This window comes from Streptomyces sp. NPDC006339 (assembly GCF_040612775.1).
GTDB lineage: Bacteria > Actinomycetota > Actinomycetes > Streptomycetales > Streptomycetaceae > Streptomyces.
Genome location: NZ_JBEXQW010000071.1, coordinates 1 through 22,210 on the forward strand (window position 1 = coordinate 1; position 22,210 = coordinate 22,210).

General features: G+C 72.9%; 20 protein-coding genes. 13 read left to right on the forward strand and 7 right to left on the reverse strand.

Going from position 1 to position 22,210, the window contains the following annotated elements; translation table 11 throughout:
* Positions 1-311: 311 nt before the first annotated feature.
* Positions 312-554 carry a hypothetical protein gene (locus ABZ135_RS35650; RefSeq protein WP_356701994.1) on the forward strand — a complete coding sequence of 81 codons (243 nt, stop codon included), beginning with the start codon at positions 312-314 and terminating at the stop codon, positions 552-554.
* Positions 555-703: 149 nt separating this feature from the next.
* On the forward strand, positions 704-2,284 hold the full coding sequence (locus ABZ135_RS35655; RefSeq protein ID WP_356701996.1) for a hypothetical protein: 1,581 nt from the start codon (positions 704-706) through the stop codon (positions 2,282-2,284).
* Positions 2,285-2,323: 39 nt separating this feature from the next.
* Here the strand turns inward: ABZ135_RS35655 and thpR are convergent, their stop codons facing one another.
* On the reverse strand, positions 2,324-2,905 hold the full coding sequence (thpR, locus tag ABZ135_RS35660; RefSeq protein WP_356701997.1) for an RNA 2',3'-cyclic phosphodiesterase: 582 nt from the start codon (positions 2,903-2,905) through the stop codon (positions 2,324-2,326).
* Positions 2,906-3,099: 194 nt separating this feature from the next.
* Between thpR and ABZ135_RS35665 the strand changes: the two genes are divergently transcribed.
* Positions 3,100-3,960, forward strand: a complete 861-nt coding sequence (locus ABZ135_RS35665) for an SDR family oxidoreductase (RefSeq protein ID WP_356701999.1) — start codon at positions 3,100-3,102, stop codon at positions 3,958-3,960.
* A gap of 16 nt (positions 3,961-3,976) precedes the next feature.
* On the opposite strand, the gene ABZ135_RS35670 is transcribed toward ABZ135_RS35665, so the two are convergent.
* The 3 genes from ABZ135_RS35670 to ABZ135_RS35680 all read right to left on the reverse strand — a co-directional run bounded on the left by ABZ135_RS35670 (position 3,977) and on the right by ABZ135_RS35680 (position 7,156).
* Positions 3,977-4,618 (reverse strand): DUF998 domain-containing protein, encoded by a 642-nt coding sequence (locus ABZ135_RS35670; protein ID WP_356702001.1) that lies wholly within the window; start codon positions 4,616-4,618, stop codon positions 3,977-3,979.
* A gap of 98 nt (positions 4,619-4,716) precedes the next feature.
* Positions 4,717-6,396, reverse strand: a complete 1,680-nt coding sequence (locus ABZ135_RS35675) for a sigma-70 family RNA polymerase sigma factor (RefSeq protein ID WP_356702003.1) — start codon at positions 6,394-6,396, stop codon at positions 4,717-4,719.
* A 289-nt stretch (positions 6,397-6,685) separates the two neighbouring features.
* On the reverse strand, positions 6,686-7,156 hold the full coding sequence (locus tag ABZ135_RS35680) for a diadenosine tetraphosphate hydrolase (protein WP_356702004.1): 471 nt from the start codon (positions 7,154-7,156) through the stop codon (positions 6,686-6,688).
* Between the two features lie 203 nt (positions 7,157-7,359).
* Between ABZ135_RS35680 and ABZ135_RS35685 the strand changes: the two genes are divergently transcribed.
* From ABZ135_RS35685 to ABZ135_RS35695, 3 genes are read left to right on the forward strand one after another with little or no spacing between them, the layout of a single operon-like run.
* Positions 7,360-8,595 (forward strand): MFS transporter, encoded by a 1,236-nt coding sequence (locus ABZ135_RS35685; RefSeq protein WP_356702006.1) that lies wholly within the window; start codon positions 7,360-7,362, stop codon positions 8,593-8,595.
* Between the two features lie 56 nt (positions 8,596-8,651).
* Entirely contained in the window at positions 8,652-9,053 is a 402-nt protein-coding gene (locus tag ABZ135_RS35690) for a heme-binding protein (RefSeq protein ID WP_356702008.1), read from the forward strand.
* A 39-nt stretch (positions 9,054-9,092) separates the two neighbouring features.
* Complete coding sequence (locus ABZ135_RS35695; protein ID WP_356702010.1) at positions 9,093-9,917, forward strand: aldo/keto reductase; 825 nt, start codon at positions 9,093-9,095, stop codon at positions 9,915-9,917.
* 49 nt (positions 9,918-9,966) lie between these two features.
* Here ABZ135_RS35695 and ABZ135_RS35700 read toward each other — a convergent pair whose 3' ends face one another.
* The gene (locus tag ABZ135_RS35700; RefSeq protein ID WP_356702011.1) at positions 9,967-10,407 is read right to left on the reverse strand and encodes a hypothetical protein; all 441 of its coding nucleotides are present in this window, start codon (positions 10,405-10,407) and stop codon (positions 9,967-9,969) included.
* 130 nt (positions 10,408-10,537) lie between these two features.
* The gene (locus ABZ135_RS35705) at positions 10,538-11,443 is read right to left on the reverse strand and encodes a LysR family transcriptional regulator (protein WP_356702013.1); all 906 of its coding nucleotides are present in this window, start codon (positions 11,441-11,443) and stop codon (positions 10,538-10,540) included.
* Positions 11,444-11,570: 127 nt separating this feature from the next.
* Between ABZ135_RS35705 and ABZ135_RS35710 the strand changes: the two genes are divergently transcribed.
* The 4 genes from ABZ135_RS35710 to ABZ135_RS35725 all read left to right on the forward strand — a co-directional run bounded on the left by ABZ135_RS35710 (position 11,571) and on the right by ABZ135_RS35725 (position 15,684).
* Complete coding sequence (locus tag ABZ135_RS35710; protein WP_356702015.1) at positions 11,571-12,275, forward strand: type 1 glutamine amidotransferase domain-containing protein; 705 nt, start codon at positions 11,571-11,573, stop codon at positions 12,273-12,275.
* A 248-nt stretch (positions 12,276-12,523) separates the two neighbouring features.
* Positions 12,524-13,624, forward strand: a complete 1,101-nt coding sequence (locus ABZ135_RS35715; RefSeq protein ID WP_356702016.1) for an NADH:flavin oxidoreductase/NADH oxidase — start codon at positions 12,524-12,526, stop codon at positions 13,622-13,624.
* 64 nt (positions 13,625-13,688) lie between these two features.
* Complete coding sequence (locus ABZ135_RS35720) at positions 13,689-14,456, forward strand: class I SAM-dependent methyltransferase (protein ID WP_356702018.1); 768 nt, start codon at positions 13,689-13,691, stop codon at positions 14,454-14,456.
* 202 nt (positions 14,457-14,658) lie between these two features.
* Positions 14,659-15,684, forward strand: a complete 1,026-nt coding sequence (locus ABZ135_RS35725) for a LacI family DNA-binding transcriptional regulator (RefSeq protein ID WP_356702020.1) — start codon at positions 14,659-14,661, stop codon at positions 15,682-15,684.
* Between the two features lie 102 nt (positions 15,685-15,786).
* Here the strand turns inward: ABZ135_RS35725 and ABZ135_RS35730 are convergent, their stop codons facing one another.
* The gene (locus ABZ135_RS35730) at positions 15,787-18,564 is read right to left on the reverse strand and encodes a glycosyl hydrolase (RefSeq protein ID WP_356702022.1); all 2,778 of its coding nucleotides are present in this window, start codon (positions 18,562-18,564) and stop codon (positions 15,787-15,789) included.
* A 300-nt stretch (positions 18,565-18,864) separates the two neighbouring features.
* Between ABZ135_RS35730 and ABZ135_RS35735 the strand changes: the two genes are divergently transcribed.
* The 3 genes from ABZ135_RS35735 to ABZ135_RS35745 all read left to right on the forward strand — a co-directional run bounded on the left by ABZ135_RS35735 (position 18,865) and on the right by ABZ135_RS35745 (position 22,143).
* Positions 18,865-20,169: an extracellular solute-binding protein gene (locus ABZ135_RS35735; RefSeq protein WP_356702024.1), complete on the forward strand. Its 1,305-nt coding sequence runs from the start codon at positions 18,865-18,867 to the stop codon at positions 20,167-20,169.
* 88 nt (positions 20,170-20,257) lie between these two features.
* Positions 20,258-21,232, forward strand: a complete 975-nt coding sequence (locus ABZ135_RS35740) for a sugar ABC transporter permease (protein ID WP_356702026.1) — start codon at positions 20,258-20,260, stop codon at positions 21,230-21,232.
* Positions 21,233-21,330: 98 nt separating this feature from the next.
* Positions 21,331-22,143: a carbohydrate ABC transporter permease gene (locus tag ABZ135_RS35745; protein ID WP_356702044.1), complete on the forward strand. Its 813-nt coding sequence runs from the start codon at positions 21,331-21,333 to the stop codon at positions 22,141-22,143.
* Positions 22,144-22,210 lie beyond the last annotated feature (67 nt).

A 22,210-nucleotide genomic window follows, 5' to 3' on the forward strand; every position in this document is an offset into this window, starting at 1 on the left:
ACCGTTCTGGCAAACAGCGGGTGTCACGGTGGTTCCTCGGGGGTGCCGGGGGGCCGGGGTGCGCCGGCCGTCCGCGCGGACGGCCGGCGCAGGTCCGTTCACGTCCCCAGGGATGAGACGCGGTGACAAGACCTGGGGACGCAGTGCGCACACAGCCGGTGCGCGCTTCGGCATGCTTCGGAGGGCGGGGGACCCGCGGGTACGGGGGTGCCGCGGGCATGGACGGCCCGAGGGGGACGGAAGGCCGGTGTACGGGGGACGGGGCCGTGAACGGCGGCGGGAACGGCGCCCGGGGGAGAGAGGATCCAGCCATGAGCCTGGCCCGCCTGGGGCTGAGCACCGACCAGGATCGGCTCTACCGTTACCTGCTCCGCAGGCCGCACGCCCATCCGACCCGGATCCGGATCGAGCTCGCGATGCCGGACCTGCCGCGGGTGATCGGCGAGTTACGCGACCTGGGTCTGGTGGACCAGGCGTCCGCCCCGGTCGCTCCGCCCGTCGCCATGGACCTGCTGGTGCGGCGCCGGGCCGGCGCGCGACGGGGACGGCCGTGAGGGGCGCCGGGCGGGGGATCGGCTGAGCCGTCCGCCGCGTCGGCCCGCGGCCGTGTGAGAGCCCTCGTGCACAGGGGCAGCCAGCTCCCCGAACCGGGTACTAACGTTGCGTCATCGGGTGGGGCGTGGACGGTGGCTCGGGAGGGTGCATGCAACCCCTGTACGTGGTCGATTTCGACGTGGCGTCGGCCGGGGACGCCGGGATCGATGTCGTGGTGCGATTACGCGGCCATCTGGCCGCGTGGCTGAACGGACCCCAGGGCAGTGCGCTCGACGTGGGCGACCTCGCCCGGTCCGGGCAGGCGCTGTTGCCGGCGAAGCCGCCCGGGCGGGAACAGCGCGAGGCGCGCTGGAGGCTCGAGGAGGGCGCCGAGGCCCAGGCGTTGCGGGTCGGCCTGTCGCACCCGGTGGACAACGGGGCGCGCTTCGTCACGCAGGTGACGGTGGCCCGGGTCGAGGGCCGGGTGACGCTCCGCGTCGTGATGGGGCAGGAGATCCCCAGTGGCTGGCTGTCGCCGGTCCAGGATCCGCCGCTGTTCCGGCCGAACGTGCTCGCGAAGGTCTGCGCGGACCAGACGCTCGACCTCCGTACACTGGGGCAGTTGGTGACGGGACGGTTCGAGCCGATCCGGCAGAGCGAGCAGGTGAGCGTCCTGTCCGACTCGCTCGCGTCGCCGACCCGGCTGCCGGCCCTGTTGATGCATCCGCGCGACGACGCGGCGTGGCAGGTGGCGCGGCGGGCGTCGTCGCAGCTCATGGGGCTCGCGCAGGTCGTCACGCTCAACTACGCCACCCGTCAGGCGCTTGTGAGGCGGCAGCCGATGCTCCGTGTTCCCGACGGCGGGGCCCTGCTCGTCTGGCCCGATCTGCGGCTCTCCCATCCGAGCTACGCGCGGCCCGAGGTCACCGCGGAGGGGATGGTGGAGTACTGGATGCGGAGTCTGGCCGAGCTGTCCGTGCTCGCGCGCGGCTCCGACAAGGGCTGGGAGGCCGCCCGGCAGGCGGCGCGGAGGGCGGCGGCCCGGCGCGTGGCGGAACAGGTGGAGGAGGCCCGCCGCCTGGGGGACGCGGCCGCCGAGCGCGAGGCCCTGGAGCGCCGGGTGCGCGAGCTGGAGGAGAGCGCGGCGACCTGGGAGCAGCTCGCGGTGGCGGAGTCGGCCCGGGCGGACGACAACGCCTCCAAGGCCGCCGAGGCCGCCAAGTTCCAGGAGGAGGCGGTGTGGTGGCGCAAGCTGTACGAGCGGGAGCGGGCCTCGCAGGGCGAGACCGCGGTCGACCCGTGGAGCGCGATCCCCGTTCTGGCGAAGGGCGACGCGGCCGCCACGTACCGTGCCTTGGAGGAGGCGTCGGAGGGGCGGATCGTGTTCACGCCGGGTGCCGAGCGGAGTTGGAAGTCGGATCAGTACCGCTTTCCCGACGAGATGACGGCGCAGTTGATCCTGCTCGCGAAGGCCGCCGCCGATCTGTACGAGCAGACGTCGTCATCCATGCCGCGCCTCGACGAGTGGTTCTCGACGCAGCACGGGCTGAAGGTGGCCACGAGCGATCTGACGATCAAGAAGAACGCCAGGATGCGGTGGGTGGAGTTCGACGGGGAGCAGCGGGACACCCTGCCGCATGTGAAGGTCCGGGACGGGGTGGCGCACAGTGACTGCGGGCGCATCCACTTCGCGCTCGATCCGAAGAAGCGGCGCTTCATCGTCGACCATGTGGGGGTCAAGAAGTACTGACGGACCGGAACGGGCGGCCCGGTGGGGCCCGGCGGACTCTCAGGGTCCGTCGAAGGTCCAGGACTCGATGTCGCGGTAGCGGATCGGTCCGGGTCCCCGGCCGACGTTGCTGCCGACCAGGTGCAGCCGCTCGGCGGGCCACGGGCGGCCGGTGAAGTCCGTGAGGCCGGCGGCCACCGCCGGTAGGGAGGAGTGGTCGCCGCGCCGGGCGCGGGCCAGGGTCAGGTGCGGGCGCAGCGGCCGGTCCTCGAAGGGGATGCCGCAGCGTTTGACCAGGGTGCGGACCTCGGCGGCGAGGAGCCGCAGGCCGTCGAGGTCGCCGTCGATGCCGCTCCACAGCACCCGCTCGTCGAAGTGGCCGCTCCCCCGGAGGGCCAGTTCGACGGGCGGGTGGGTCGCGGCGAGAGAAGCGAGCGGTGCCGTGAGGAGAGGGACGGACGTGACGGGGAGCTCGCCGAGGAAGGCCAGGGTGATGTGCCAGTCCTCGATGCGGTTCCACCGCAGGCCCGGATACGCCTCGTAGGCGGGCCGCAGCTCCTGCGCCAGCTCGTCCTTCGCGTCGTCGGGCGGGGCGAGGGCGATGAACAGGCGGACGGTCGGGTCTGAGGACGGTACGTTCACGCAGGTCTTCGTACCGTGCGCGGGACCGTTTCGTCACGCCGCGGGCGGTCGAAGTGATCAAGATCAAGGCGGGGCGGGCGGCCCGGACCGCGCCCACGAGGGCGTCGCGCTCACCCGCCCCAATGAGCGGCGGTGGGCGTCGCCGGCCTGCCTATGATCACGGGGACGCGCACGACGACGGAGGCTCGACGACCATGACGGACCAGCGTGTGTACCTCGTGACCGGCGGCGGGACGGGCATCGGCGCCGCGACCGCCCGGCTGTTGGGCGCGGCGGGACACCGGGTGGTGGTGTCCGGGCGCCGGCCCGAACCGCTGCGGCTGGTCGCGGAGGAGACCGGGGCCCTGGCCGTGCCCTCGGACATCGGCGAGCCCGACGAGGTGCGCGATCTCGTCGACACGGTGCTCGGCGTCCACGGCCGGCTCGACGGTCTCGTCCTCAACGCCGGCATCGGGCGGGGCGGCGGTGTGGGCGAGGTGACCCTGGAGGACTGGGACGCGGTCATGCGGACCAACCTCACCGGCCCGTTCCACCTGCTGCGCGCCGCCCTCCCGCATCTCCTCGACGCCCGCGGGGCGGTGGTCGCGGTCGCCTCGGTGTCCGCCCTCCGCAACGGCGTGGGCAACGCCGCCTACGCCACCTCCAAGGCGGCCCTGCTCCAGTTGTGCCGGTCGCTCGCCGTCGACTACGGCGGTGCCGGGCTGCGGGCGAACACCGTGTGCCCGAGCTGGGTGCGGACGGACATGGCGGACCGCCGCATGAACCGGTTCGCCGAGGAGGCGGGCCTCGGGGACGGCGGTGTCGAGGCGGCGTACGAGGAGGTGACCCGGGTCCTGCCGGTCGGGCGCCCCGGCGAGCCGCGCGAGGTCGCCGAGGCGATCGCGTGGCTGCTCTCGCCCGCCGCCTCCTTCGTCAACGGGGCGGTGCTCACCGTCGACGGCGGGGCGACCGCCCTCGACCCGGGCACGCTGGGCTTCCCGTTCCACATGGAGCCGCGCACCCCGGGCCCCACCGCTCCGGGCCCCACGGCCCCTGACGCCGGCTCGCGTTCCTGACGGGCGGCGTGTCCCGTCACCGCGCCGGGTCGGTGCGCCGCGCGGCACCGTGGGTGTGCGCGCGGCGCGCGGCGGCCCGCTGGTGCCGCAGGCAGGAGACGACGACCACCAGGGGCCACAGGGACTGCAGGGTGGTGACCACGCGTTCGGCGACGCCCGCGGCGCCCTGGCGGTTCGCCTCGACCAGGAACCAGAGCGCGCCGAGGCCCATCAGGAGCGTCGCGGCGTAGGCGGGTCGGCGCCGAAGCGCCCAGGGGGCCCGTCTGTCGTCGCGCCTGGTGGCCAGCACCGGCCACAGGGCGAGCAGCGTGAAGCCGACGGCGGCGACGGACCCGTGTCGCAGCGCGCCTCCGCTGGTCGGCGTCGGGACCATCGTCACGACCAGGGCCGTCACTCCCCCGCCGACGAGCGCGGCGCGCCCGGCGGGCGCCGCCGCGCGCAGCCCCCAGGCCGTCCCGAGGTGGCAGACGCCGAGGGCGAGCAGTGCCCCGGTCATCACCCAGAACCCTGGGGCCCCGTACGCGGCGAGCACGCTGATCGTCTGCCGGACGGCGTCGTAGGACGACCCTTCCAGTACGGCCGCGGTCGTCCAGCCGCCGGCCAGCACCACGGGGGCGCAGCCCGAGGGCAGGAGGGTCCACTTCGGTACGGCTCGCATCGGATCACCGTAGGCGCGACGCCTCCGCCCGGCGGTGGAGCACGCCGTACGCCCGGGCCGGGGGTCCCCCGTTGCGCGCCCTCACCGCCGTCACGGCCTCACTGCGCGCCGAAGACCTGGGTCCAGTAGGGGCCGCCGTCGGTGTGGATGCCGATGCCGATCTCGCGGAAGTCGCAGTTGAGGATGTTGGCCCGGTGGCCGGGGCTGTTCATCCAGGAGTCCATCACCTGCGCCGGGGTGCGCTGGCCCTTGGCGATGTTCTCGCCGTACGTCGACCAGCGGTATCCGGTGGCGGTGACGCGCTCGCCCGGTCCGTCGCCGTCGGGGTTGGTGTGGTCGAAGAAGTTCCGTGCGGCCATGTCCTCGGAGTGGCCCTGGGCGGCCCTGGTCAGGAGGGAGTTCGCGGTCAGCGGGCCGCAGCCCGCCCGGGCGCGTTCGGTGTTGACGAGGTCGATCACCTGGCCGGCGTCCGAGGTGTCGCCGGAGCCGCCGGCGGTGGTCGCGCCGGTGGGCCGCGGGCGGGAGCTGAGCGCCGTGGGGCGGGGTGGAGCGGGCTTGGTGGTCGCCTTGGTGGGCGAGGGGGTGGGGGTACGGCTCGGCTGGGCGGTACGGCTCGCGGTGGGGGTGGTGCGCGGGGAGGACGACGGTGAGGCCGTGGCCGTGGCCGTGGTCGGGCGCGCGGTGGGGACGGGGGCGGCGTCCGGAGCCGCGGCCCGCGTCACGTCGGTGGTGTCCGGGTCGCCGGCGTCGGGGCCGGTCACCAGGGCGAAGGTCCCGCCGGTGACGGCCACCACCGCGAGGCCCGCGGCGGCGACGGCCCGGCGGCGGCCGCGCCGGCGCTGCTCCTCCCTGCGGCGGGCGCCGCGCGGTCCGGGCGCGGCGGCGTGCCGGGCGCGCGCCGAACCGGGACGGGGCCCGTCGGGGCGAGGGCCCTCGGTGAGCGCGGGGCCGTCCGGAGCGGGCACGGACGCGGCGGCGAGGCCGAAGCCGGCGCTCTCGCGGACGTGGGCGAGCAGCGCGGCCGCCGGGGGAACGAGCAGCAGTCCGGCGAGCAGGCCCTCGGCGGGCACGAGGCCGTTCCACAGGCCGGCGCAGTGGGGGCAGGTGCGGGCGTGGCGGGCTATTCGCTTGCGCCACAGGGTCGACGGGCGGCCGTCCCAGCCGCCGAGCCCGGAGTGGAGGGTGGGGCACAGCGGGTGGGCCGCCAGGGCCCGTACGACGACCCGGGCGGTCTCCAGCCGCTCCTTCATCCGCTGGACGCGGACCGCGGTGTGTTCGGTGGACGTCTGGAGGGCGGCTGCGACCTCGTGCCGGGTCAGTTGCCCGGCGCATTCCAGCCACCACAGGGACAGCAGGGCCCGGTCCTCGGGCTCCATCCAGCGGGTGGCCGCGGCGGTCTCGCGCCGCTGGCCCGACAACTGCAGCCGCGCCACCGTGAGGTCGACGAAGTCGGCGCCGGGCTGGGCGAGGTCGCGCGCGTCGTCGAGCCCGCCGGCGGCGGGGCCGGCCTGGCGGCGCTGCCAGTGGGTGCGCAGGGTGTTCATGGCGATGGCGACGAGCCAGGACCGGAAGCTGTCCGGGGAGCGCAGGCCGGCGAGGCCGTCAAGCATGCGGAGCATGGTCTCCTGCACGACGTCGTCCACGTCGTGGTGCCCGTTCATCGCCCGGCCCACGATGTTGTAGACGAGCGGCAGGTACGCGGCGACGAGCCGGTCCTGCGCCCGCTGGTCACCGCCTTGCGCGGCCCTGACCAGCTCCGTACCGTTCGGTGCGTCCATGCCCTGCTTCATCCTGATCGTCCTGCCTGTTGCCGATGCCCAACACCTGGGAGATCGCGCGACGCCCGCCCGATAACGGAAAAGCCGAAAAATTTTTCGACGGCCGGTGCCGTGCCCTGTGTGCCGTGTGCGCCGTGGGCCGGGCGCGCCGGGCGCGCCGGGCGTCAGACCTTTCCCATGTGGCGGGACGTGCGGTGGCCGGGCCGGCGGCTCCTCGGCCGCCACATGCCCGCCCTTCGTTCGAGACCCTCGCCCGGGCACCACTGTGCCACCCCGCTCCGCTCGGCCCTCAGGCCAGCCGGTCCAGCTCGGCGCCGATCGCGTCGCGCAGCGCATCGTGCTGCGGCCCGAGCCTGAAGCGGTCGTCCTGCCAGTGGCCACGCGGATACAGCCAGACGGGGGCGTTCACCAGCTCGGCCGGTTCCCACGCGAAGCGGGGCCAGACGTGGACGTGCAGGAACGGGTCCTTGTTGCCCAGGATCTCCAGGTTGACCCGGCGGAACCGAGGGTCCAGGCGGCGGCAGGTCCGCTCGACGGCTTCTCCGAGTCGGTCCATGTCGGCGAGGAAGGACAGCCGCTTGGGCCTGGGCAGGTCGGACAGGCGCTGGACGTCCGGTTCGTCCACGAGCAGGACCGAGTAGCCCGGGAGGAACTGGACGTCCCCGATCACCGCGAAGCTCGCGTCCAGACGCCGTAGCACGGTGGGATTGGCGCCCCGCAGGGCTGTTCCGATGCGATCGCTGCACCAGTCGTCGGTCATGGCGTGACGCTACCCGCGGGGTGACGGCGGCGGGGAGCCGCCCTCGCAGGCCCCCTCGGAGCGCCCCCTCCACCCCACCGAAAACAGCTTGCCGACGCAGGCAAGTCCGATGTCGGGAATCCTGCGCTTGCACTTATAGCGCGTCTGCAAGTATTGTCGACGCACGTAAGGCTTCCCCGCAATCATCTGGAAGGTGCTTCGCCATGCCTCTCGCGCTCCTGGCCCTGGCCATCGGGGCCTTCGGGATCGGGACCACCGAGTTCGTGATCATGGGGGTGCTGCCCCAGGTCGCCGGCGACTTCGGTGTCTCCATCCCCACGGCCGGCTGGCTGGTGACCGGCTACGCCCTCGGTGTCGTCCTCGGTGCCCCGCTGCTGACGGTGCTGGGGATCAAGGTCTCCCGCAAGAAGATGCTCATGTTCCTCATGGGCCTGTTCATCGTCGGCAACACGCTCTCCGCCTTCGCCCCGAGCTTCGGGCTCATGCTCGTCGGCCGTGTGGTCGCCTCGCTCGCCCACGGCGCGTTCTTCGGCATCGGCTCGGTGGTCGCCGCCGATCTGGTGGCACCCCAGAAGAAGGCGTCGGCGATCTCGCTGATGTTCATGGGACTGACCGTCGCCAACATCGTCGGTGTGCCGGGCGGCACGTACATCGGCCAGGCCCTCGGCTGGCGCGTCACCTTCGTCGTCGTCGCCGCGCTCGGCATCGTCGGTCTGCTCGGCGTCGCCAGGCTCGTGCCCGAGCAGGGCCGCCCGCCGGCCTCCGCGAACGTCCGCACCGAGTTCGCCGCCTTCAAGAACGTGCAGGTCTGGCTGGCCATGGCCATGACGGTCCTCGGCTACGGCGGTGTCTTCGCCGCCATCACGTACATCACCCCGATGATGACCGAGGTCACCGGCTACACCGAGGGCGCGGTCACCTGGCTGCTCGTCCTGTTCGGCATCGGCATGTTCCTGGGCAACCTGCTGGGCGGAAAGTTCGCCGACCGCGCCCTGATGCCCATGCTCTTCGTCGCCCTCGGCGCCCTGTCCCTCGCCCTGCTCGCCTTCACCGTGACCGCGCACGACAAGGTGCTCGCCGCGATCACCCTCACCCTGATCGGCGCCCTCGGGTTCGCGACCGTGCCGCCGCTGCAGAAGTGGGTCCTCGACCAGGCATCCGCCGCGCCCACCCTGGCCTCCGCCGCCAACATCGGCGCCTTCAACCTCGGCAACGCCCTGGCCGCCTGGCTCGGCGGCACCGTCATCGCCTCCGGCCTCGGCTACACCTCCCCCAACTGGGTCGGCGCCCTCCTCTCCGGTACGGCCCTGCTCCTCGCCTTCCTGGCCGCCGCCCTGGACCGGCGGACCCGCGCGGCGAAGGCCCTCGCCGCGGCCGGCGCCCCGGCCGCCGAGGACACCGCGGCCGCGGCCGCCCGGGTCCCGGCCGCCCACCACTGACCCCCCGCTCCCCCACGTACGCCTCCCCGTACCCGTACCACCCGAGGAACACCGCCATGAGCCTGACCACCCAGGACGCCGAGATCCTGCTCACCGCCGCCCGCCGTGCCGCCGACACCGCCGGGGTCGCCGTCAGCGTCACCGTCCTCGACGCCGGCGGACACCTCCTCGCCTTCCGCCGCGACGACCGCGCCGTCCTGATCTCCGGCGAGACCAGCACCCGCAAGGCGTACACCGCGCTCCAGCTCGACGCGCCGACCGCCGACCTGGTCGACCTCGTCAAGCCGGACGGCCCCTTCCACTCGCTGCCCACGGCTCTCGACCGGCCGCTGCTCTTCATCGCCGGCGGACTGCCCGTCCACCGCGACGGGCGGCTGATCGGCGCCATCGGCGTCGGCGGCGGCGCCCCCGACCAGGACCACGCCTTCGCCCAGGCCGCCGTCACGAGCCTGGTCTGATCCCCCAACCGCCCACCCCTCCCCCTCCCGAGGAACGTCATGGCTTCCCTCCCCACGATCACGCTCAACAACGGCGTCGAGATCCCGCAGCTCGGCTTCGGCGTCTTCCAGGTCCCCGACGAGGAGACCACCACGGCCGTCGCTCACGCCCTGGCGGCCGGCTACCGCTCCATCGACACGGCCGCGATCTACGGCAACGAGGCGGGCGTCGGGAAGGCGCTGGCCGCCTCCGGCATCGCCCGCGAGGAGCTGTTCGTCACCACCAAGCTGTGGAACGCCGACCAGGGCTACGACGCCACGCTGAGGGCCTTCGACACCAGCCTCGGCAAGCTCGGCCTGGACCACGTGGACCTCTACCTCATCCACTGGCCTGCCCCGGCGAAGGACCTCTACCTGGAGAGCTGGCGGGCCATCGAGACGCTCGTGGCCGACGGCCGGGTCCGCGCGGCCGGCGTGTCCAACTTCCAGCCGTCGCACCTCACCCGCCTGCTCGACCACAGCGACCTCGTGCCCGCCGTCAACCAGATCGAGCTGCACCCCGGTCTCCAGCAGCGGCCCCTGCGCGAGATGCACGCCGCCCACGGCATCGCCACCGAGGCATGGAGCCCGCTCGCCCAGGGCGCCGTCCTGAAGGACCCCCTGCTCCGCGAGCTCGCCGACCGGTACGGCAAGTCCCCGGCCCAGGTCGTGCTGCGCTGGCACCTCCAGCTCGGCAACATCGTCATCCCGAAGTCGGTCACCCCGGCCCGTATCAGGGAGAACCTCGACGTCTTCGACTTCTCCCTGACGGCCGGCGAGATGGAGTCCCTCACCTCCCTGGACGCCGGCCTGCGCACCGGTCCGCACCCCGACACCCTCGATTAGGACTCGTCCGGCCGCTCGGGCGCGACCGCTTCCCCGGCCGGGGCGCTCCCTACGGGGAGCGGAGCACCGGATCGATCCCCGCCAGGCTCGCGTGCAGCCGGCGGGCTCCTCGGACGACACGGTCGTCGGCGTCGCCGGACATCTCCTCGCAGAGCCGCAGCGCCTCGTCCAGGTCGTCCGAGAAGACGCTGAACACGTCGACGATCGCGGTGTGGGTCCAATCGGCGTGATGGTCGTCGGCGACCGCCAGGGCGTACGCGACGATCGACAGTCCGGCCCTGTCCTTTCGCCGGAGCAAGCCCTCCGCGGTCCGCCGCGTGACGAAGGTGTCACCAGGATCGAGCAGGAGCCCCAGCAGCGGCTCCACGGCCTCCCGCGTCTCGGCGAACCCTGCCAGGCCGTGACCGGCATCCGCCCGGTCACGCCAGTCGTCGCTCCGCGCGAGATCGCCCAGTGCCAGGACGACCGCACGCCGCAGGCCACTGTCCACGGTTCCGCCCGTCCCTCCTACGACTCCGGTCACGTATCACCGAGGCGCCCTCCCGATTGCCCGGCCCGACGGTCGAGCACCTTCCGCCCCGCCTCCCCTCACCGCCGGGCTCGTGGGGTGGTGGCGGTCGTCAGAGTCCGCCCCAGGCCCGGGCCGACTCGAGCAGACGCTCGTGTACGACCGTGAGCGCGGGGTTGTCGGGGGCGCCCCGGCGGGTGGCGAGGTAGAGGGTGTTCAGGGGCGGCACCTCGGGGTGGTGGAGCTGGACCACCGTGCCCGCCGTCAGTGCCGGTTCGGCGAGGTAGCGGGGCAGGACGGAGATGCCGGCGCCCGCTTCGACGGCGGCGAGGACGGCGCGGAGGTCCGGGACGAGCAGCGCGACCGGGCCCTGGGGGCGGTGGCCGAACTCGCTGCGCCAGTAGCGGCGCACGATGGGCAGGTCCTCCGCGTAGGCGACGAGCGGCAGGCGGGCGAGGGCCGCGGCCGGGTCGGTGCGCAGGCGCTCCGCGTCGACGGTGTGGGCCGTCGACGGCGCGGCCACGAGGACGAACTCCTCGTCGACGAGCGGTACGGCGAGCACCGTCGCCCGGGCGGGCCGCACGGCCGACACCACGAGGTCCAGCCGGCCGGCCGCGAGGTCCGCCAGGAGGTCCTGGGCGAGGCCGAGGTGCGCGTGGACGCACAGCCCCTGGTGGGTGAGCGGCGCGAGGGTCGGCAGGACGCGCGCGGTCATCACCTCGGCCGCTCCCCCGACCCGTACCGTCCCGGTCAGCACCGGCTCCGTGTCGGCCGAGCCCAGCACGTCCTTCAGCCCGTCCAGGTGGAGGCTCACGCGGGCGGCGAGCGCGGCCGCGCGCGGGGTGGGGGTGACCCCCTGGCGCGAGCGCACGAACAACTGCCGGCCGAGCTGCTCCTCCAGGCGGGCGAGCTGGCCGGTGACGGCCGGCTGGGTCAGCCCCAGGCGCTGGGCGGCGGCCGAGAGGGAGCCCGCGCGGTAGATCTCGAGGAACGTCGCCAGCAGATCCAGACCCGGCACGCAACCCGCTCCTCTCCGTCATCCATAAGGAGTCTTATGACGCTTGATGGGTGAGTCGAAAGTATCTGATGGAAGCTGCTGTTGTCGCCTTCGTACGCACACCCCACGAGAGAACAGGACCGAGTCCATGTCGAAGATCCTCATGGTCGTCTCCGGCGCCGACAGCCTGAAGCTGGCCGACGGCTCCACCCACCCCACCGGCTTCTGGGCCGAGGAAGTCGCCGCCTCCCACCAGGTGCTCACCGCGGCCGGTGCCCAGGTGGACATCGCGACGCCGGGCGGCGTCCGGCCCACCGTCGATCCGCTCAGCCTCGACGAGCGCGGGGGCGTCGCGGAGGCCGACGCGCGGGAGTTCCGCGCCTACCTCGACTCGATCGCCGACCGCCTCGACGCGCCGCTGGATCTGGCGACCGTGGACGCGGCCGACTACGACGCGATCTACATCCCCGGCGGCCACGCGCCGATGACCGACCTCGCCGACGACGCCGACCTGGGACGCCTGCTCGGCCGGGCCGACGCCGAGGGGAAGACCGTCGCGGCACTGTGCCACGGTGTCGCCGGGCTGCTGAGCGCCACCCGCGAGGACGGCTCCTTCGCCTTCGCGGGACGTGGGCTGACCTCGTTCACGGACGAGGAGGAGCGCCAGGGCGGGCTGGGCGAGAACACGCCGTACTTCGTGGAGAGCCGGCTGCGGGAGCGGGGTTCGGTCGTGACCACGGCTGCCGCCTGGTCGAGCCATGTCGTCGAGGACGGCAACCTGATCACCGGGCAGAACCCGCAGTCCAGCAAGGCGACCGCCGAGCGCGTCCTCAAGGCGCTGGCCGCCGCGTAGGCGGGGCGGCTCCGCGGACAGGCGGGCAGGCGGACACGCGGGCAGGCGAGCAGGCGAGCAGGCGAGCAAGCACGCCGGCAGGGCGTCATCCGGCCGGGAGGTTCCTCCCGGGCCCGGGTGGCGCCCTCGGCCGTCCCCGCGGCAGGACGGAACTTCCCCTCACGGCTAACCCGCTGGCGCAATTAAAGCGCGTGTGCAATTATCTTGGTGTTGCCCGCGCTTCGCCCAGGAGTCCCAGGAGTCCCCCGATGAGTTCTCTCTTCAGCCCTCTCCCCCTCCGGTCCCTGACCGTGCCGAACCGCGTCTGGATGGCCGCGATGTGCCAGTACAGCGCCGCACCCGAGGGCGACGCGACGGGCGTTCCGACGGACTGGCACTTCGCGCACCTCGCCGCCCGCGCGACCGGCGGCACGGGGCTGATCATCACCGAGGCGACGTCCGTGACGCCGGAGGGCCGGATCAGCCCGTACGACCTCGGCATCTGGAACGACGCCCAGGTCTCCGCGTTCCGGCGGATCACCGACTTCCTCAAGAGCCAGGGCACCGTGCCCGGCATCCAACTGGCACATGCCGGACGCAAGGCGTCGACCGAACGCACCTGGGTCGACCGCGGCCGCCCGATCGCCCCCGACGAGCCGCACGGCTGGACGCCGATCGGCCCCAGCCCGGTGCCGTTCTCGGCGGACTCCACCACGCCCGAGGAGCTCACCGAGGAAGGCATCCGCGAGGTCGTCCAGTCCTTCGCGGACGGCGCGCGGCGGGCGCTGGAGGCGGGCTTCGAGGTGGTGGAGATCCACGGCGCCCACGGCTATCTCATCCACCAGTTCCTCTCCCCCTACAGCAACCACCGCACCGACGGCTACGGCGGCTCGTTCGAGGGCCGCACCCGCTTCGCGCTGGAGGTCGTCGACGCGATCCGCGCCGTATGGCCCGCCGAACTTCCGCTGTTCTTCCGCGTCTCGGCCACGGACTGGCTCGACGAGAACCCCGAGGACGACCGGGAGGGCTGGACGCTGGACGACACCGTGCGCTTCACCAAGGAGCTGCAGGCGCGCGGCGTCGACCTGCTGGACGTGTCGACCGGCGGCAACGTGCCCGACGTCAGGATCGACGCCCACCCCGGCTACCAGGTGCCCTTCGCCGAGCGCGTCCGGCGCGAGACGAGCATGCCCGTCGCGGCCGTCGGCCTGATCACCGAACCGGCCCAGGCGGAGCACATCCTCGCCTCGGGCAAGGCCGACGCCGTGCTGCTCGGTCGCGAGCTCCTGCGCGACCCGTACTGGGCGCGGCACGCCGCGACCGCCCTGGGCGACGAGGCGCCCTCGCCGGTCCAGTACCACCGCGCCTGACCCGAGGGGCGCGGGGGCCGGGGCACTCTTGTCGGGCCGGGAGACCGGCCTGAGGATGGCCGCCATGAGCCCTGTCCACGACGACCCGCGACTGGCCGGCGCCTACGAGCGCGGCAACGCGATGCCGGAGGACTCCCTGCGGGCCTGGGTGGACCTCATCGCCTCGTACGCGGCGGGTCCCGCGCCCGGCGTCGTCGAGATCGGTGCCGGAACGGGCATGTTCTCCGCGGGGATGGCGCGCTGGATCCCGGGCGCCGACGTCCTGGCCGTGGACGCCTCCGAGGCGATGCTCGCCGAGGCCCGGTGTCACCATCCCCACCCCGCCGTGCGCTATGTGGCGGGGACGGACGAGGCCGTTCCCGCCCCCTCGGGCGCCTTCGACCTCGCCCTGCTCTCCCGCGTAATCCACCACCTCACCGACCGGGCCCGCGCCGTACGGGAGGTGGCCCGCGTCCTGCGCGCCGGCGGGACGGCGGTCGTGCGCACCACGTTCCGCGAACGGCTGGACGCGGCGGTCTACGACCACTGGCCCCGGCTGCGGGCGATCGACGAGCGGCGGTTCCCGGGCGAGGACGAGGTCGTCGCCGACTTCACGGCCGCCGGGTTCGCGGTGGCGGAGCTGACGTCGTTCGCACAGCCGGTGGCGGCGAGCCTGGCCGACTACCGGGCCCGGCTGGCCACCCGGCCGCAGTCGAAGTTCACCCACCTCACCGCCGCCGAGTTCCGCGACGGCCTCGCCCGCATGGAGGCCGCGGCGCGGGCCGAGGGCCGTGAGGGACCGCGCCCCGTCCTCGAACGCTACGACGTGGCCGTGTTCCGCCGCCTGCCCTGAGCACCCCGGCGGCCGCGAGCACCGGCGGGGTCGTGCCGCCCACGCTTCTGGGAGCGCTCTCAACCGCTGGCCGCGCCGGATATCCTGGCCGGGCCGATCGACGTACCGACGTCCTGACGTACCGACGTGCCGACGTGCCGACGTGCCGACGTGCCGACGTGCCGACGTCCCGACGTGCCGCAGCAGATGAGGAGCGCCCGCCTTGCCCGAGCCGAGCACGGGGTCCCGCCCCACGCTGGAAGCCGTCGCCGCCCGTGCCGGGGTCTCGCGGGCCACCGTCTCGCGGGTCGTGAACGGGGGCGCCGGGGTGCGGGAGCCGTTGGTGGAGAAGGTGCGGCGGGCGGTCGAGGAGCTCGGGTACGTGCCGAACCACGCGGCGCGCACGCTGGTCACCCGGCGCAACGGGGCGGTGGCCGTGATCATCGCGGAGCCGGAGTTCCGGATCTTCTCCGACCCGTTCTTCGAGCAGCAGGTGCGCGGCATCAGCCGTGAGCTGGCCGCGCACGACTCGCAGCTCGTCCTGCTGTGGGTCGAGGGGGCCGACGACCACGAGCGGATCGCGCGCTATCTCGGGGGCGGCCATGTCGACGGGGCGCTCGCGTTCTCGCTGCACAACGACGGTGAGCTGGCGGCGCTGATCGGGCGGGCCCGGATCCCGACCGTGTTCGGCGGCCGCTCGTCGGCGGGGCGGGACGTCGCGGTGCCGTACGTGGACTGCGACAACCGTGGCGGGGCCCGGGAGGCCGTACGGCATCTGGTGTCCCTGGGACGGCGGCGCGTCGCGCACATCTCGGGCCCTCGGGACCTGATGGCCGCCCTCGACCGGCTCGACGGCTACCACGACGTGCTGCCCGGTGCCGATCCGGCGCTGGTGGTGGAGGGTGACTTCACGGAGGCGAGCGGCGCCCGCGCGATGGCCGAACTCCTCGACCGGTGTCCGGACGTGGACGGCGTCTTCGCCGCGAACGACCTGATGGCCTCCGGTGCCCTGCGGACGCTGCGGGAGCGCGGGATCGGCGTCCCGGAGGACGTGGCGGTCGTGGGGTTCGACGACATGCCGGCGGTGGTGCGGGACACCGAGCCGGCGCTGACCACGGTGCACCAGGACATCGAGGGCATGGGGCGGCTGATGGTGCGGCTGCTGATGCGGATCCTGGACGAGGGCGGGGACCGTACGCCGGAGTCGATCGTCACTCCCACCGCCCTGGTCCGCCGCGCGTCCGCCTGAGACCGGAGACCGCGCCCGTCCCGAGCCAAGGAAACCGGCGCGGGCGGGCACCGCGTCCTCGCGGTGCCCGCCCTTTCGTCCTCGGGAGTGGTTCAGCCGAGTTCAGCCGTACGGGATCACCAGGACGGACCTGTCCGTGCCGGTCTGGAGCCTCGACGTCCCGTTGCCGATGGCGCTCCACACCTCCAGGCGTACGGTGCCGTTCACGAGGTTGCCGAGCGTCCCGGTCGCCGAGGCCAGGCCACGGCTCTGGGCGTACTCCTCCCATCCGGTCACCGGGTCGGTGGCGAAGTAGCGGTAGGTCTCGGTCCGGTCGAAGGTGCCGTCGCCGGTCAGGTCGTAGCTGACCCTGGCCTGCTGGCCGAGGCCGACCGTCGTTCCGGCGTCCACCTGGAGCCGGAAAGCGGTGGACGCGCCCGGGGTGAGGGTGCCGTGGACGCCGCGGACCTCGTAGACGAGCGGCTTGTACGGCGTGCCGTCGTGGTTGGTGCCGTCGGCGGAGGCGATCGTGTCGGCGCCGGCCGTGCCGTTCGTGGCGGTGGTGAGGCTGCCGCCCGAGCGCAACTGGAAGGTGTTGCCGGTCGGCTGACCGGGGTCCGGGCCGGGGTCGCCGCCCGTTCCGGTGCCGACGGCGGTCGAGCGGGCGGGCACGGTCAGGGTCCTGCCGTCGGAGAAGGTGACGGTGCGGGCGGTGGCGCCGTGGTTGTGCGCCGCGTAGGTCCGTACCGTGCCCTTGGTGAAGACGGCGGAGGTGGGCAGGTCGCCGGTGACGCCGGCGTCGGGGGCGCCGAGCGTGTCGAGCGTCCCGATCCAGTGGTAGGTGTGCGCCTTCGACTCGCCGGCCTCGGGGGTGTAGGCGGCGTGCCCGGCGTCCCACTTGGACTTCGCGGCGGCCGGGTCGGCGAGGGACTGGAACTCCCAGAGGATGTCGCGCCATTCGATGGCGGGGCCGCCGTTCTCGCGTTCCATCTCAGCGATGTTGCGGCGGACAGCGTCCTTGCGGCCGCCGAGGTGGAGCGAGCCGCCGGCGGTCACGGGCAGCACGTTGATGCCGTGGATCTCCTCGGGGTTCGCGGTCCACCAGGTGGCGTAGGCGCCGCCGCTGCCCCAGACCATGCCGACGGTGTCGTGGCCGAAGGAGGCCGGGAAGACCTGCTGGTCGGCGTCGAACCAGTACTGGGCGATGGCCTCGGCCTCGGTGGTGAGCAGATAGGTGCCGAGGTCGCGCAGCGCGGTGTCGCCGGTGGCCGAGCCCCACAGGACGAGCGCGGCGCTGAGGTTGGTCGACTCGGAGGACGACTCCTGGTTGTTGCCGGCGGCGAAGCCCTGGTGGCCGGAGGCCCAGCTATGGCCGGCGTAGACGTCGAAGCCGCGCAGGAAGGGGAAGGCGCCGTCGGTGCGGGCCGGGTTGGCCGTGTCGCGGATCAGGGTCTTCACCATGCCGCCCCAGGCGGATCCGGCGGCCCAGGCGGGGTCGTACTGGGCGACGATCGCGGCGGCGTAGACGTAGTAGCCGTAGTGGAAGTGGTGGTCGTTGAGTTCGGTGTCGCTGCCGTAGGAGGCGGGGTAGCCGGTGAGGGTCTTCCACGCCGGGTCGTACGAGAACTCGTTGGCGCCGCCCGCCGTGAACCAGTCCTGGAGGCGGCCCTTGATCAGCCCGAGCAGCTTGTCGCGGATCGCTCCCTCGCCGATCTGGTCGGCGACGGACACCAGTTGGGCGAGCTTGCCGAGGGCCTTGCCGGTCCAGTAGGTGTCGACGGCCCCGGAGAAGGGGTCGGCGGCGTTCGCGGTCTCGTTCAGATACGTCCGGAGCCGGGCCGCGTCGACGCCGTTCGCCTTCGGCAGGGCGGGCAGCACGGCGGACGCCTTCTGGGCGGTGGTGAAGGAGGCCGCTTCGCGGACCTTCATGGTGCCGCGGGGCGAGACGTAGGTGTACGCGGTGAGGGGGTCGGTGGTGTGGAGCCACTGGTGGCGGTAGAGGGCCTGGAGGGTGCCGCGCTCGGTGCCCTCCTTGGCCTCGGTGCTGAGGGTGTAGGTGGCCCGTACGGTGCCGCCGGCGTAGCTCCAGTCGACGGTGGATCCGGTGACGAAACTGAAGGCGTACTTCCGGTAGGTGGCGAGGGCGCCGGTGGAGGGGAGGACGGCGACGGAGAAGTAGTCCTTGCCGCCGAGGCCGGCGGTGATGCTGGTGCCGGCGACGTTCCAGTCGGTGCCGGTGGGGGCGAACAGGGCGTAGTGGTGCCCGGCGACGGTGATGCCGAGGACGTTGCCCTGGTCGGCGAAGACGGTGGGGGCGGCGGCGGTGGTGATCTGGGCATTGCCGCCGGTGCCCTTGGCGTACACGAAGGGGCTGCCGTGTCCGATGGTGGTGCGCAGGGTGCGCGTGCCGTCGGACCAGTAGGGGGTGACGGTCCAGTCGGACCAGGCGTCGGCCTTGGTGTCGGGCGAGTTGAGGCCGGTGAGGCCGACGGTGAGGTCGCGCTTGTGGGCGTACTCGTACTGGCGTCCTTCGCCGACGATCTGCGGGCTCGTCGGGTAGCCGATGTCGAGGCCGCCGGCGGTGGCCTGGTAGGTGAGGGGATGGCCGTACATGGGGGTCGAGTACGGGTTGTCCCCGTAGCGCTGGAAGGCGAGCGAGGACCACCAGTCGTTGGTGGGCACCGGCTTGCCCTGGGCGGCGGCGGTGACCTTGGGGGTGACGGGCGTGCCGGTGTGGGTGGTGGGGCCGGAGGTTCCGGCGGGGCGGCTGTCGGAGTAGCTGCCGGAGCCTACGGGGACGGTGGCGGCCGCGGCCGGCGGCGCGGTCGGAACGAGTCCGACCGCGGCCAGCGCGGTGGCCAGGACCAGCACGGCGGCCGGTCGGTTGCGGGGGGCGGGCATGGGCGGCACCTCGTGTCATCACGACGGATAGGGGTGTCAGCGCGATCCGGGGCGCGAGAGCGCTCTCAGATGCCGGTGAACGTAAAACTCCTGAAACATCGGTGTCAATAGACGGAACGGCGACGGCATTTGAGGGTGAGTCCAACCCGTTACGCCTTCGAGTCTTGACGGGACGGACACCGGGCGGGCACGCTCCAGACGCATCTTTGAGAGCGCTCTCAAGCGGCGGCCGGGCCGCCGCCGCGAGGGCGCCCCCGAAGAGTTCTCCGCTCTCCGCTCCGAAGCCAAGGGAGGCTTCCCATGCCCATCGCCCGAGCCGCCAAGAGGGCCACCGTCCGTCTGGGGGCGGTCGTGCTGGCCGGGGCCCTGCTCGCCGCCTGCGGCGGGTCGCCCGACGAGGCGTCGTCCGCCGGTGCGGGCGGGAAGGTGACGCTCACGGTCGACCTGTTCGGCTCCTTCGGCTACAAGGAGGCCGGCCTCTACGCGGAGTACGAGAAGCTCCACCCGAACGTCACGATCAAGCAGACCGACACCGAGGACGAGGCCGACTACTGGAAGTCGCTGCAGACCCGGCTCGCCGGCGGTGGCGGTCTCGCCGATGTCCAGGGCGTCGAGGTCGGGCGGATCGCCTCGGTGACCCAGCAGCAGGCGGACAAGTTCGAGGATCTCAGGAAGTACGGCGCGGACGGCCTCAAGAGCCGGTTCCCCGAGGCCAAGTGGGCGGCGGCGACCGGCCGCGACGGCGCGGTCCTGGGTCTCGGCACCGACGTCGGCCCCGAGGCCATGTGCTACCGGACCGATCTCCTGCGCAAGGCCGGACTGCCCACGGACCGCGAGGAGCTCGCGAAGAAGTGGTCGACCTGGCAGGGCTATCTGGAGCTCGGCAAGCAGTACAAGGCCAAGGCCCCCGCGAACAGCGCCTGGCTCGACAGCGTCGGCAGTCTCTACTCGATCATGATCGGGCAGGAGAAGGAGCGCTACTACGACGCCTCCGGCGCCCTGATCTGGGAGAAGAACCCGGCCCTGAAGACGGCCTGGGACACCTCCGTCGCCGCCGCGCGCGGCGGCCTGAGCGCCAAGCTGGACCAGTGGTCGCCGCAGTGGAACCAGGCGTTCGCCGCCGGTTCCTTCGCGACCCTCCCGTGCCCGGCGTGGATGCTCGGCTACATCAAGGGGCAGGCCGGCGACGCCGGCAAGGGCAAGTGGGACATCGCCGCGCTGCCCGGCGGCGCGGGCAACTGGGGCGGCTCCTACCTGTCGGTGCCCAAGGCCGCCCGGCACAAGAAGGAGGCGTACGAGCTGATCGCCTGGCTCACCGCGCCCGAGCAGCAGGCCAGGCTCTTCGAGAAGAACGGCAACTTCCCCTCGGCCACCGGCGCCATCGACAAGGTCGCCGCCGCCAAGGACCCGTACTTCTCCGACGCCCCGATCGGCCGGATCTTCGGCGACGCCGCGAAGGCCGCTCCCGTCCAGGTGCTCGGGGTCCACGACCAGAACATCGCCCAGCAGATCACCAACGCCCTGAGCGAGGTCGAACGCAAGGGGACGGCTCCCGAGAAGGCGTGGGAGAACGCGAAGAAGGGTGTCGCCAACACCATCGGCTGACCCCTCGCCCGCTCTCCGGGCCGCCCGCGCGGCGGCCCGGGGACGCCCTCCGTCCCGCCCCGGTACCGACTCACCCCAAGGGCCGCCCGTGACCCTCGCCGATCCCGCGACGCCGCTCGCACCGCCCCGCCCGTCCCGTCCGCCCCACCCGTCCCGCCCACACCTGCTGCGGCGCGTCTGGCGGGCGGCCTCCCCGTACGCGTACATCACCCCCTTCTTCACCCTCTTCGCCGCCTTCGGGCTGTTCCCGCTGCTGTACACGGCGTTCGTGTCGCTCTACCGGGTCGAGCTCCAGACGCCCGGCGACATGCAGTGGCGGGGGCTCGACAACTACACGGCGCTGCTCGCCGACGAGTTCTTCTGGACGTCGCTGCGCAACACCTTCACCATCGGGGTGCTGTCCACGGTGCCGCAGTTGGTGATGGCCCTGGGCCTCGCGCACCTGCTCAACTACAAGCTGCGCGGCCGCACCTTCTTCCGCACCGCGATGCTGCTCCCGTACGCGACCTCCGTCGCCGCCGCCACCCTCGTCTTCGCGCAGCTCTTCGGCCGCGACTTCGGGCTGGTCAACTACGCGCTCGGGCTCTTCGGCGTCGACCCGGTGGACTGGCAGAACGGCACGGTCGCCTCGCAGATCGCCGTCTCCAGCATCGTCGTGTGGCGCTGGACCGGCTACAACGCGCTGATCTACCTGGCCGGCATGCAGTCCATCCCGCACGAGCTCTACGAGGCCGCCGAGATGGACGGGGCCTCCAAGTGGCGGCAGTTCCTCCACGTCACCCTGCCGGGTCTGCGGCCCACGATCGTCTTCACGGTCGTGGTGTCCACGATCGGCGCCACCCAGCTCTTCGGTGAACCGCTCCTCTTCGAGGGATCGGTCTCCGGCGGCATCTCGCACCAGTACCAGACGCTCGGGCTCTATCTGTACGAGCAGGGGTGGGGGTTCTTCCACCTGGGCCGGGCCGCCGCCATCGCCTGGGTGATGTTCCTGCTGATCCTGCTCCTCGTCGGGGCCAACGCCCTGATCGCCCGCCGTCGTTCCCGCAAGGAGGCCGGCCGATGACCACGTCGCTCGCCGATCCGCCGGTCGCACGACCGGCCCCCGAGACACCCGGCACGGGGCGGCGGTGGGGGCGTCCCCGCTCCCGCGCCGGCCGCACGATGCGGGGCGGGAAGCTCGCGTACGCGATCCTCGCCCTCGCCGTGCTCGTCTCGGCGTTCCCCTTCTACTGGACGGTCGTCGCCGCCAGCCGCTCCAACGCCGACCTGGCCCGGGTGCCGCCCGCGCTGCTGCCCGGCCGCCATCTCTTCCGCAACTTCGAGGCGGTGGTGGAGGAGGCCGACATCGGCAAGGCACTGGTGAACTCGTTCATCGTGTCCGGCTCGGTCACGCTCGGCACCGTGCTGTGCTGCACGCTCGCCGGTTTCGCCTTCGCCAAGCTGCGCTTCCGCGGCCGGGGCGCCCTGCTCGCCGTCACGGTGGGCACGATGATGATCCCGCCGCAGCTCGGCGTGATCCCGCTGTTCATGCTGATCGCCGAACTCCAGTGGGCGGGCCGGCTCCAGTCGGTGATCCTGCCGGGTCTGGTGTCCGCGTTCGGCGTGTTCTTCATGCGGCAGTACCTCGTGCAGTCGCTGCCGGACGAGCTGCTCGAGGCGGCCCGGGTCGACGGCGCCTCCACGGCCCGGATCTTCTGGTCGATCGTCATCCCCGTCGCCCGGCCCGGCATGGCCGTCCTCGGTCTGCTGACCTTCATGGCCTCGTGGAACGACTTCTTCTGGCCCATCGTCGCCCTGTCCTCGTCCGAGCCGACCGTCCAGGTCGCCCTGCGCCAGCTCGGCGGCGGCTACGTCAACGACCAGTCCGTGATCATGGCGGGCACCCTGCTCGGCACCCTGCCGGTGCTGCTCGTCTTCGGCCTCCTCGGCCGGCAGATCGTCGGCGGCATCATGCAGGGCGCGGTCAAGGGCTGATCCGACGCACTCTCCCCCTCTCCCCCACCGCGCCTTCGCGTCTCCTCTCCGTCGTCTCACCTCCGGG